We start from the raw sequence: 12,166 nt of genomic DNA on the forward strand, positions 1-12,166 counted from the left end.
GTTTCTACTTTTGAAAGCAATAATCAACTAGAACGACTATCACAGAGTGAAATTGTCAAAAACAGTACATCTGACCACTAAAACAGCAAAATAAATAGATGAGATACACCACATTACCAGGAACAGACATCAACGTAAGTAAAATATGTCTGGGTAGTATGACCTGGGGAGAACAAAATACAGAAATTGAAGGGCATCAACAATTAGATTACGCAATCGACCAAGGGGTTAATTTTATTGACACAGCAGAATTATATTCTGTACCAGCCAAAAAAGAGACTCAAGGAAGTACAGAAAAAATTATCGGAACTTGGTTAAATAAAAGAGCCAAACGAGATGATGTTGTTATTGCATCTAAAATTGTCGGACCAAGTGATTTTGCAAAACATATTAGAACTGGTGGGTTTACAAAAGTAGAATTAGAGGATGCAATACATAAGAGTCTTCAGAGATTACAGACAGATTATATCGATTTATATCAATTACATTGGCCAGAACGAAATACTAATTTCTTTGGTGTAAAAGGGTATATACACGATACTTCAGAACAATGGAATGATAATTTTGCAGAAATACTAAGTTTTCTTCAAGATTTTATTAAGGAAGGAAAAATAAGACAGATTGGAATTTCAAATGAAACCGCTTATGGTGTGATGCGTTATGTTGAAGAAGCTCGAAAAGGGCTGCCAAAAATAATTACGGTTCAGAATCCTTATAATTTATTAAACCGAAAAGACGAAATTGGTCTGACTGAAGCACTTCATCGAGAAAACATTGGACATTTACCATATTCTCCATTGGGTTTTGGAATGCTTACAGGAAAATATTTAGAAGAAATTCCTAAAAACTCCAGAGTAGATCTATTTCCTAATTATAATCGTTATATGAATGAGAATAGTTATAAAGCGACTCGTGCATATAATGAAATAGCAAAGCAACATGGTTTAAGTCTAACTCAAATGGCGTTGGCCTTTGTGAATGATCGTCCATTTGTCACTAGTAATATTATTGGAGCAACTTCTTTAGACCAGTTAAAAGAAAATATTGGTAGTATTGATCTTACGCTTTCTGAAGCAGTCCTAAAAGAAATTGAAGCTGTACACGAGAATACTCCTAATCCAGCACCTTAACTTATTTACTAATCCAAAAAGGAGTTTTGCGTACTTAAAAGTACAATTGGCTCAATAGTTGTTGATATACTATTGGGCCTTTTTTAATTTGCATTATCAATACTTTTTAAGATGAAAAAAACACTTTTATTTCTGTTGGTTGGAGTATCATTAAATGCTCAATCTGAGTTTCCTGAATTCGATAATAGTCTTATATACTCTCCTGAAGCAATCCATAGACTTCAAGAAATTGTTGGAGATAAAAATGAGGAATTTAGAAAATGTGATTTAACAAAAGATTTTGTCTCAATACCTCAGGCAAAGGGGTTTTACTTTAATATAAAAAATCGTAGTAGAACAAAAATAGTAAAGGACATAAAAGAAGGAATTTCACTAGAAGATTTTAAATTAAAATATGATAATTTAGATACAGAGTTATCTCTTATAACAAAGCGAGAATATATAGATTATAAGAATAATAGTATTGTCTCCATTACCGAAATGCCAGATGAAAACTCTATCAAAATAAAACTTGAAAACTGGGGGAAATCAAAGATGGGAAATTGGATTGTAAAAGCACAACGAGGAAATAAAAATGTAATAGTTGTTTATATTCAAGAAGAATTTAAAACCTTAAAGCTTCCATATAAGTACTCTAGAATGATTCAATATGCAGAATGTATGGTTGATACTACAACTAGAATACATTTGAAAGAAAAAAAACATTTTAAAAGATATGATTGGGACGAAATTTTAAATGAAAGAAATGCTTTTTATAAATATATAGATCAGCAATTTAAAATTGAAAAGCCTGTTCTTAGTGATGAAATTTCAGAAATAGAAGATTATATAGAAATGATTGCCACGGAAGAATATAAAACGTTTAATAAAGATAAAGAAGAGTGGGAAGAATTACGTTCTAATTTTATAAGAGACTCACTTTCTAAACAGCCATATTTTATTGAACTGATTAATAAGGCTTATGAAGAAGCTTTTGAAAAACAACATTCTAATGACATATTTGAAGATTATATTTCAAAATATTTATCCAAAGAAAAGGCTTTAAAACTTAAACGAAGTAGAGTTGTTGTAGGGATGTGTAGTCAAGACCAAAGCCCCAGAATTCATGCGATGAACATAGCTCAATTATCTGCAGAAAGTTATAATTGGAATGTTTTTTTAAGAGCGCATTTAAATATCATGAATGATAGATTTCAAAGAGCTGCTGATGGAAGTTATGCCTGGAAGAGCAGAAATACTTACATAAAAGAATTGGAGGTTCTTAATATTGATGTTCCGCCTTTGATTTATGGTATTACCCTTAGAATAGACAATCCTAGTAAAAATCATTATTATGGAAGTATAAGAAGGATAGGAAGAGCTATTGCAGAGAGTCAAGATAAAGATAAAATACAGTCAGAGTTAATAGATATGATTAAAGACAATTCTTTAGATGATTATAATAGAGTCTTAGTATTTTATCTGTATTACAATTTACAATACAATCTTGATCATGATTATGATAAAGCAAAAATAAAACCAATTACAGCTTTATTACCAAAGCATTTAATTCCGAAAATTTAAATCTTTTTAAGCAAACAAATACTCAACTACATCTTCAATTTTGGTAACCATCTGAATTTGAATTTGAGTGTTTTGTAAGGATATTTTATTGTATTTGGAGACAAAAATAGTAGAGAAGCCTAGCTTCTCTGCTTCTTGTATACGTTGTTCAACTTTGGTTACGGGGCGTATTTCTCCTGCTAGTCCAACTTCTGCTGCAAAGCAAAAATCTTTGGCGATAGAGATATCTTCGCTAGAAGATAATATCGCGGCGACAACCGCAAGATCTATTGCAGGATCATCTACAGAGATGCCTCCTGTGATATTTAGGAATACATCTTTTGCACCCAATCTAAAACCGGCTCGCTTTTCCAGGACTGCTAAGATCATATTAAGACGTTTTAGATTATATCCTGTTGCACTGCGCTGAGGTGTGCCGTATACGGCTGTGCTAACCAAAGCTTGTATTTCTATCATAAGAGGTCGCATACCTTCTACTGTAGAAGCTATAGCAGTACCACTTAATTCTTCGTCTTTTTTTGAAATTAGAATTTCACTGGGGTTAGAGACTTCTCGTAACCCGCTTCCTAACATTTCGTATATACCAAGTTCTGAAGTAGATCCAAAACGGTTTTTTAGAGCCCTTAGGATACGATACACATGATTCCGATCCCCCTCAAATTGCAATACAGTATCTACCATATGCTCCAGTATTTTGGGTCCTGCAATATTTCCGTCTTTTGTAATATGACCGATTAGTAATACCGGTGTAGCAGTTTCTTTAGCAAACTTGATCAATTCTGTTGTGCATTCTCTTATCTGTGAAATACTTCCCGCACTACTTTCTATATAATCACTATGTAATGTCTGTATAGAATCTATAATCACAATATCAGGTTGTGTTTCTTCAATTTGCCTGAATATATTTTGAGTTTTGGTTTCAGTAAGAATTAGGCAGTTATCTGTTTTTGAAGTTATACGTTCTGCTCGCATTTTTATCTGCTGCTGACTTTCTTCTCCTGATACATATAGAGTCTTATATGGAAGTTTAAGGCTGATTTGTAATAAAAGTGTACTTTTTCCTATTCCAGGTTCACCACCTAATAATGTTAAAGAACCCGGAACTAATCCTCCGCCAAGTACCCGATTAAGTTCACTGTCATCAGTATTATAACGAGCTTCCTGACTTGTGTTAATTTCTGAAATCCTTAAAGGCTTAGCTATTTTGGTTGTCTTTGGAGTAGTACTAGCACTTTTCCAGTCGCTTGCAGATGCTTTTTGAACTACTTCTTCGGCAATAGTATTCCATTGTTTACATGATGTACATTGTCCTTGCCATTTGGCATATTGTGCTCCACAGTTCTGACAGAAAAAAACAGTTTTGATTTTGGCCATAAAAAAGATCAATAAGAATGTAAAAGTACTATTATTTTGATAACCTTATAAACAAAAAAGACCCTGAAAACAGGATCTTTTTATTCTTAGTATGAGGTAAAGTTTACCAACCAAAATCTTCTTTGATTTTGTTTACTTTATCCAGCATATAATCTTTGGTTAAAAAAGCAACTTCTGCAAGCTGAAAACCACTTTCGTATGCTCTCATTGCTTTTTTAGGCTCTCCTGTTTGCTCATAAAACATACCTAGATAATAATGTCCTAACATCAAATCAGAGTGTTCTTTTATCGCTAATTTACCTAGAGGTTCTAATTCTGACCAGTTCTCATTTTTTTCTATAGCTGTTGATACGGCAATAAAATCGTTTATTCTTATTTTTCGTTTGATACCATATAACTTTTCTGTAGTTCTATATATGTCTACCAAATAATCATAAGGAGAGGACTCTAAAGTAAGGAGCACTTCTTTATACGTTTTTTTGCTTATCGGACGATACATTTCAAAAATTCCTTCTAGAGCTTTTGGAATTGCTCTTCCTACCAATGTATAATGAGAGGATTCATCAAAATTATCAAATGTATAACTCATTTCAGGGTTCTCTATCGTAGATAATTGTTCATCCAAAGCTACTACACTTTGTTTGATGTTATCTGCATCATTGGTTGCAGTGGCAAGGTAATACCAGATATCCGCAGCTGTAGAAAGTGTACTGTTAATTCGTTCACCCATTGGTGGAGCTAATTCTGGACTTATACAAATATACCCTTGAAAAATAGGATTGTCTTTAAATAGAAAATAATTAATGAAATTGGCTGTATAATCATGGCCAACAATTATTTTTAATTGCGCGGTACGGTAGTTTTGATTGATATAAGGCACAAGTTCTTGCCCTATAAATTCAAAGAATTCTGCCCCTTTAAGTTCTGGTAAAAACTCTGCAGTATCATACCTACAATCGTCTTCTCTAGTCTTTCTTTGATTAACACCAACTACTATCGATTCGGGCATGTCTTCCCAATAAGAAAAATAATCTACATTACCTGCAACGGGTTCAAATAGATAATCCCCGTCCAATACAATAATCAAAGGATATATTTTATCTTCATTTTTTTTGTAATTACGAGGAAGTTGAATTTTTAACTCTCTACTTTGATCTAGTTTTATTGATCTGAAAGACTCATAAATTACCTGTCCATAACTGGAAGCGACAAAAACAAAAGCTATAATAAGAGTTACACTTTTTTTCATAAGTATGTTAAGATTACGGTTAAGCAAGGGACAATATATAAATTATTTCCTTATTTCTCTCTGTTTAAAATGGGGAGAAATAAAAAGGATAACGCTCCGATAATTATATTTATTGCGGTCTGAGACCCCCATAATATCCAACCAAAGGCTTCTCCGGCAGGTTTTTCTATATCAAAAAGCATTAAAATTGCTGCAATTGCTAATGGAAATGCGCCAATACCTCCATTAGTAGTAGACATAGCCAACGATCCAACAACAAAGGTTGCTAATATAGGACCGATTGTTAATGAAGCTGTTTCGGGGACGGTAAATTTAATCACATAAAACATGGCTAGATAAAGTGTCCAAATAAGAAATGTATGAAATACAAAAGCGCCTTTTTGCTTCATTTTTGATATTGTCTTTATACCCTCCAGAAGGCCATAGCCAAAATCACGAAGCTTAACTAGAAAAGAGTTTTCTGAAGTCTTTATGATCTTAAGAAAGATGATACCAACAATTAATAAACCTAATAAAATAGCAAGAGTAATGAATGGACTTGCAATTTTTTCTTCTAAATAGGATAATAAATGTTCTGATTGAAAAAGTAATGTGATTCCTATAATTAATAATAGCATAATCAAATCGATCACTCTTTCAGAAATTATAGTACCAAAAGATTTCTTGAATGGGATATTTTCATAAGTAGAAATAGTACCTCCACGAAGAATTTCACCAGATCTAGGAATTCCTAAATTTGCAAGATATCCTATCATAACAGCCATAAAGCTGTTTGATGTTTTTATTGAGAATCCTAAAGGTTCTAATAAAAATTTCCATCGATACGCTCTTGAAAGATGAGATGTAATTCCCATGATAAGGGATAAAAGAATCCATTTTGGATCAGCTTGAGTAATATATTGAAGTGTTTTTTGTCTTTCTTCAGGTGTTGCAGAAGAGATAGAATACCAAATTAAAAAAACTCCCAATGCTAATGGGAGTATAATTTTAAGAAACTTTATAAGTTTAGGATTCACTATTTACTTTAATAAATTATTTTCCTCATTCGGAAAAAGTAATTGCGGCTTGAAGTTTTTAGCATCTTCAATATCCATCATAGCATAGGTAATTAATATGAGGACATCTCCTTTTGCTACTTTTCGTGCAGCAGCACCATTCAGTGTGATTTCACCACTATTTCTAGGGCCTGGAATAGCATATGTTTCCAAACGCTCACCATTGTTATTATTTACGATCTGCACTTTTTCTCCTTCAATAATATTAGCAGCATCCATTAGATCTTCATCAATAGTTATACTACCGATGTAATTGAGGTCAGCGCCAGTCACTTTAACGCGATGAATTTTTGATTTTACTACGTGTACAAACATGTTACAAAGTTAGTTATTTTTTAATTTAGGGCAATGTTATCAATGAGTCTTATTTCTCCTGCGAATACAGCTATAAAAGCTCTGTATTTTGTGTCTTTTTGTTTTCGCTTTATGGATTTTAGATCAGATACCTTAGCAATTTCGAAATATTCCAATTGTAGTTCACTATTGTTTTTGAATTGATCTGATACCCATTTGTTTAGATAGGAAACACTTTTTGTGCCAAACTCCTTTTTTACTTGTTTTAGAGTAGAATAAATCAATGGAGATATATCGAGTTGTCTTTGGTTTAACCTCTTATTTCGGGAACTCAGAGCTAACCCACTTTCTTCCCTATAAATCGGGCATCCAATAATTTGTACTGACATTTTTTCAATTTCAACTAACTTTTTGACAATCTGTAGTTGCTGAAAATCTTTTTCTCCAAAATATGCTTTGTTTGGAGTTATAATACTAAAAAAATGCTTTAACACTGTTCCGACTCCATCAAAATGTCCAGGTCTAAATTTGCCCTCCATTTCATGCTCCAATCCTTTAAAATCATATTTAATAGATAACATTTCGTCTCCATAGACCTCTTTTGGTGTTGGAGCAAATACAATTATTTCTTCAGAAAGAACTGATAAAAGTTTAATGTCCTCATCCAAAGTCCTGGGATAATTAACTAAATCTTCAGAGGTGTTAAACTGTGTAGGGTTAACAAAAATACTAACTATTACTTTTTGATTTTCTTCGAGAGCTCTCTCTATCAGGGCAAGATGCCCTTTGTGTAATGCTCCCATAGTAGGGACAAAACCAATGGTTTTCTTCTGCTTATTAAAAGCTGCAACATCGGTTAGTATATCTAGTCTTTTTTTGTGAACCCGCATTGTTGTATAACTTAAAGGCGTGCAAAAATAAGATATTACTGGCAGACTGCATAAATTTTCGTAATTTTGCAAAATTAATTCCAAAAGGAGGACGATAAAAGTATCGATTATATGAAAGATAAGAGGATATTGTATGTATCATCAGAAGTAATACCTTACCTACCAGAGACTGAAATCTCATCTATGTCTTTTGAAGCGCCAAGAATGGTAAATAGCAAAGGGGGTCAAATAAGAATTTTTATGCCTAGATATGGTAATATTAATGAAAGAAGGCATCAGTTGCATGAGGTGATAAGACTTTCGGGTATGAATTTAGTTATTAATGATTTAGATATGCCTCTTATCATTAAAGTGGCTTCTATTCCAAAAGAGCGGATGCAGGTTTACTTTATTGATAATGAAGATTATTTTAAAAGGAAGGCAACTTTAACAGATGAAGAAGGAAAATTATTTCCTGATAATGACGAACGAGCAATCTTTTTTGCCAAAGGGGTTATTGAAACGGTTAAAAAGTTAAACTGGTCGCCAGATGTAATTCATGTACACGGTTGGCTTGCTTCACTCCTACCGCTATACTTGAAAAACTATTATGCTAATGAACCACTTTTTGGTCATAGTAAAATAGTAACTTCGGTATATAACCATGGATACGAAGGTACCTTGGATATGAAAATGATGGAAAAAGTGAAGTTTGACGGAATAGATGAAGAAAAAATAAGTGATTTGGCAAAACCAACATATAGTAATCTTATGAAGGTGGCTGTTGATAATTCTGATGCTATAATTGTAGGGTCTGAAGAAATTCCGGCAGAACTTGTAGAACACTTAAAGACTATAGACCAACCAGTTTTAGAATATAAAAAACCAGATGAATTTGCAGATGCCTATGAAGCTTTCTATCAAACGGAAGTGTTGGTATAAGCAAAACGATGAAATTATTTATGAAATTGAAGAACATTTTAATTAGAACTACAGTTATAGTAGCTGTTGTTTCTACCTTTTTGTCTTGTGATGACGATTTTAATACAGTTGGTAGTGAGGTTATAGGAGATGTTAATTTTGAAGACAATCAATATACAGCGATTCCCGTAGCGTTTAGTAGAAAATTTGACAGAGTACGTACAAATAGCCTGCCTCGTGATTTACAAGGAGCAATTCATTCTAATATATTGGGAGTATATAACGATCCGGTATACGGTCAATCGGTATATAGTATCTTATCCCAGGTTCAACCATCTCAATTTAGCCCAAGTTTTGGAACTAATGCGGTCTTGGATAGTGTTGTTTTTAGTCTACCCTATTCTAGTACTATTACGGGGACTACGTCAGTTGCGATAAGTGAAACGGTTACTGAAACGGCAACTACATATAGACTGGATTCTATATACGGAGATTCGCCATTTAGGCTTTCAATTTATAAATCAGATTACTTTTTAAGAGATTTTGATCCAGCTTCTAATGATAGACAAGTGTATTATTCTGACGATATCGAGACTAATTTTGGACCAGAAGTAGAAGGAACTTTATTGCATACTAATACTGCTTTTGTACCTTCTGAAGAAGAGATTATTTTAACAACAGAAACAACTGCTGCTGATGGTACGGTGACAAAAAACCGTGAACGTGTATCTCCAAGACTAAGAGTTAAGTTTTCTGATGAGGTTGTAGCACAGTTTAAAACATTGTTTTTGGATAAAGAAGGTAGTATAGAATTAAGTAATGTGAATAATTTTCGAAACTACTTTAGAGGAATTTATATTAAGGCAGAACCTGTAAATGATACAGGAAATCTGTTGTACCTTAATACTGCTGGAGCACAGCTAACATTACATTATAGTTTTGATACGACTACTACGGCAGATGATGGTTCTGCAATTAGAGATGATGGAGAATTGGCCTTAGGTTTTTCTAATATTATCATGAATTCTATAAAAACCGATTTTGATCCGACTATCGCAGACGAATTACTTCCTGAAAACCAAGATTCGACTAATGGAGAGGCTGATTTATACCTAAAAGGAGGTGCAGGATCATATGCAGTGATAGATTTGTTCGGGGGTAATGTTATTAATGAAAATGGAGAAGAAGAAAATGAGCTTAGTTTTCTAAAAAGACAAGATTGGTTAATAAACGATGCAAGTCTTAAATTTTATATTAATCAAGATAAAGTTTTGCCAGGAGTTACTGAACCAGAAAGAATCTTTATTTTTAATACAGAAACGGGAGAAGTGCTCGTAGACTATCTTGTGGACCCATCTATAACTGCTGATTTTCCAATTGTTTCTGGAACAAATCACTTAGGGCGAATTAGTAGAGATTCAGATGGTAATGGAGAGTTTTATAGAATACGTATTACACAGTATATCTTAAATGTCCTGAATGATCAATTTGATAATGTAAAACTCGGATTATCAGTTTCTCAAAATGTAAACATAATAACAAGTTCAATCGGTGATACCCCTATCACTAATAATGAGGTGATCCCCACCTCGTCAATAGTTTCCCATGAAGGGACAGTTCTCTATGGAAATGGAGCAAGTGTTCCTGAGTCTAAACGTTTAAAACTGGATATTTTTTATACAGCATCAAAAAACAACTAACAAAAAAACTTAAATCATGTGCGGAATAGTAGGGTACATAGGCCATAGAGAAGCCTATCCAATTGTTTTAAAAGGATTAAAAAGATTAGAATATAGAGGATACGATTCTGCAGGAATCGCTTTATATGACGGTAATGATATTAAATTGTCTAAAACCAAAGGCAAAGTTGCAGATCTTGAAGAACGAATAGTAAAAGAGATTCCTTTAGAAGGAAATATAGGGATTGGTCATACAAGATGGGCTACACATGGAGTGCCTAACGACGTAAATTCTCATCCACACTATTCTAATTCTGGGAATTTGGTGATTATACATAATGGTATAATCGAGAATTATGATGCCCTTAGGAAAGAATTGATAAATAGAGGGTATTCGTTTACATCTGAGACTGATACCGAGGTATTGGTCAATCTTATCGAGGATGTAAAAACTAAAGAAAATGTAAAATTAGGTAAAGCGGTTCAAATTGCACTTAATCAAACCGTAGGTGCATACGCAATCGCTGTTTTTGATAAACAAAAACCCGATGAGATTGTTGTTGCCAGATTAGGAAGTCCGTTAGCAATAGGAGTGGGTGAAGATGAATTTTTCATCGCTTCGGATGCTTCTCCTTTTATAGAATACACAAATAATGCTATTTATCTTGAAGATGGAGAAATGGCAATAGTTCGTAGAAATAAAGGAGTAAAAGTAAGGAACATTAAAGATGATAGTTTGGTAGATCCTTATTTACAGGAGCTGCAAATTAATCTGGAGCAGATAGAAAAGGGTGGATATGATCACTTCATGCTTAAAGAGATTTATGAACAACCTAACGCTATAAGTGATACCTATAGAGGTAGAATGCGGGTGGCTGATGGAATTATAAAAATGGCAGGAATAGATGATAACCTGGCTAAGCTTTTAAATGCTAAGCGTATTATCATTATAGCTTGTGGTACTTCTTGGCACGCAGGTTTGGTTGCAGAATATATTTTTGAAGAATTGGTTCGTATACCAGTAGAAGTAGAGTATGCTTCAGAATTCAGATATAGAAATCCTGTTATTCATCAGGATGATGTGGTGATAGCAATATCTCAGAGTGGAGAAACTGCTGATACAATGGCTGCAATCAAATTAGCAAAAGAAAATGGAGCTTTTGTTTTTGGAGTTTGTAATGTTGTGGGGTCTTCTATTTCTAGAGAAACTCATGCAGGTGCATATACACATGCAGGACCAGAAATCGGAGTGGCTTCTACAAAAGCATTCACAACACAAATAACCGTTCTATCTTTGATAGCCCTAAAACTAGCTGAAAGAAAAGGAACAATTTCAAATAGTGATTTTCATTACTATTTACAGGAATTAGAAAGAATTCCTGAAAAAGTAAAGTTAGCTTTAGAGTCAAATGACCATATTAAATTTATCGCAGATACTTATAAGAATGCAAAGAACTTCTTATACTTAGGTAGAGGATTTAATTTCCCGGTAGCATTAGAAGGAGCCTTAAAGTTAAAAGAGATTTCATATATACATGCAGAAGGATATCCGGCTGCAGAAATGAAGCATGGACCAATTGCATTAATTGATGAACAAATGCCTGTTGTAGTAATTGCAACCAAAAAAGGTCATTATGACAAGGTTGTAAGTAATATTCAGGAGATTAAATCCAGAAAAGGAAAAATCATAGGTATAGTTACCGAAGGAGATGTGACTGTAAAAGAATTAGCGGATCATGTAATAGAGATACCAGAAACGGAAGAGTTTTTGGCCCCGCTCCTTACTACCATACCACTACAATTATTGTCGTATCATATAGCAGTTATGCTTGGTAAAAATGTGGATCAACCTAGAAATTTAGCAAAATCGGTAACAGTAGAATAATATATCTATTATAAAAAAGAATTTCAAAAAAGACCACCTATTCAAGGTGGTCTTTTTTTATGACAAGAAATAGATGTTTTCTTGCACACTTACATTAGTAGTAGAAAAACCCAAATGATTATTTTTTTTAAAATTTTAAATCCTATA

Annotated in this window: 10 protein-coding genes; 5 read left to right on the forward strand and 5 right to left on the reverse strand. The window is 33.3% G+C overall.

From position 1 onward, the window contains the following. Positions 1 to 98 precede the first annotated feature (98 nt). Entirely contained in the window at positions 99 to 1,130 is a 1,032-nt protein-coding gene (locus DK442_RS06360; RefSeq protein WP_109435024.1) for an aldo/keto reductase, read from the forward strand. 111 nt (positions 1,131 to 1,241) lie between these two features. Beyond that, complete coding sequence (locus DK442_RS06365) at positions 1,242 to 2,693, forward strand: hypothetical protein (protein WP_109435025.1); 1,452 nt, start codon at positions 1,242 to 1,244, stop codon at positions 2,691 to 2,693. Between the two features lie 6 nt (positions 2,694 to 2,699). Here the strand turns inward: DK442_RS06365 and radA are convergent, their stop codons facing one another. From radA to panC, 5 genes are all read right to left on the reverse strand, one after another. Continuing rightward, entirely contained in the window at positions 2,700 to 4,067 is a 1,368-nt protein-coding gene (gene radA / locus DK442_RS06370; protein ID WP_109435026.1) for a DNA repair protein RadA, read from the reverse strand. Between the two features lie 103 nt (positions 4,068 to 4,170). Further along, positions 4,171 to 5,316, reverse strand: coding sequence for an alpha/beta hydrolase (locus tag DK442_RS06375; RefSeq protein ID WP_109435027.1), 1,146 nt, complete (start codon positions 5,314 to 5,316; stop codon positions 4,171 to 4,173). A gap of 50 nt (positions 5,317 to 5,366) precedes the next feature. Next, entirely contained in the window at positions 5,367 to 6,332 is a 966-nt protein-coding gene (locus DK442_RS06380) for a lysylphosphatidylglycerol synthase transmembrane domain-containing protein (RefSeq protein ID WP_109435028.1), read from the reverse strand. A gap of 3 nt (positions 6,333 to 6,335) precedes the next feature. Further along, positions 6,336 to 6,686 (reverse strand): aspartate 1-decarboxylase, encoded by a 351-nt coding sequence (panD, locus tag DK442_RS06385; protein ID WP_109435029.1) that lies wholly within the window; start codon positions 6,684 to 6,686, stop codon positions 6,336 to 6,338. A 20-nt stretch (positions 6,687 to 6,706) separates the two neighbouring features. Next, entirely contained in the window at positions 6,707 to 7,555 is an 849-nt protein-coding gene (gene panC, locus DK442_RS06390) for a pantoate--beta-alanine ligase (protein ID WP_109435030.1), read from the reverse strand. Between the two features lie 111 nt (positions 7,556 to 7,666). Between panC and DK442_RS06395 the strand changes: the two genes are divergently transcribed. The 3 genes from DK442_RS06395 to glmS are packed head-to-tail and all read left to right on the forward strand — an operon-like array spanning position 7,667 to position 12,019. Beyond that, positions 7,667 to 8,476, forward strand: a complete 810-nt coding sequence (locus tag DK442_RS06395; RefSeq protein ID WP_109435031.1) for a glycogen/starch synthase — start codon at positions 7,667 to 7,669, stop codon at positions 8,474 to 8,476. A gap of 20 nt (positions 8,477 to 8,496) precedes the next feature. Continuing rightward, positions 8,497 to 10,155 carry a DUF4270 domain-containing protein gene (locus DK442_RS06400; RefSeq protein ID WP_160114071.1) on the forward strand — a complete coding sequence of 553 codons (1,659 nt, stop codon included), beginning with the start codon at positions 8,497 to 8,499 and terminating at the stop codon, positions 10,153 to 10,155. Between the two features lie 16 nt (positions 10,156 to 10,171). Beyond that, entirely contained in the window at positions 10,172 to 12,019 is a 1,848-nt protein-coding gene (gene glmS / locus DK442_RS06405; RefSeq protein ID WP_109435033.1) for a glutamine--fructose-6-phosphate transaminase (isomerizing), read from the forward strand. The last annotated feature ends 147 nt before the right edge of the window (positions 12,020 to 12,166 follow it).

The organism is Aquimarina sp. AU119 (assembly GCF_900312735.1).
In the GTDB taxonomy this organism is placed as follows: domain Bacteria; phylum Bacteroidota; class Bacteroidia; order Flavobacteriales; family Flavobacteriaceae; genus Aquimarina; species Aquimarina algiphila.

Excerpts from the sequence above, each read along its gene's own strand:
- DK442_RS06360 (WP_109435024.1), top strand. The coding sequence starts at position 99 with ATGAGATACACCACATTACCAGGAACAGACATCAACGTAAGTAAAATA.
- DK442_RS06365 (WP_109435025.1), top strand. The coding sequence starts at position 1,242 with ATGAAAAAAACACTTTTATTTCTGTTGGTTGGAGTATCATTAAATGCT.
- radA (WP_109435026.1), bottom strand. The coding sequence starts at position 4,067 with ATGGCCAAAATCAAAACTGTTTTTTTCTGTCAGAACTGTGGAGCACAA.
- DK442_RS06375 (WP_109435027.1), bottom strand. The coding sequence starts at position 5,316 with ATGAAAAAAAGTGTAACTCTTATTATAGCTTTTGTTTTTGTCGCTTCC.
- panD (WP_109435029.1), bottom strand. The coding sequence starts at position 6,686 with ATGTTTGTACACGTAGTAAAATCAAAAATTCATCGCGTTAAAGTGACT.
- panC (WP_109435030.1), bottom strand. The coding sequence starts at position 7,555 with ATGCGGGTTCACAAAAAAAGACTAGATATACTAACCGATGTTGCAGCT.
- DK442_RS06395 (WP_109435031.1), top strand. The coding sequence starts at position 7,667 with ATGAAAGATAAGAGGATATTGTATGTATCATCAGAAGTAATACCTTAC.
- DK442_RS06400 (WP_160114071.1), top strand. The coding sequence starts at position 8,497 with ATGAAATTGAAGAACATTTTAATTAGAACTACAGTTATAGTAGCTGTT.
- glmS (WP_109435033.1), top strand. The coding sequence starts at position 10,172 with ATGTGCGGAATAGTAGGGTACATAGGCCATAGAGAAGCCTATCCAATT.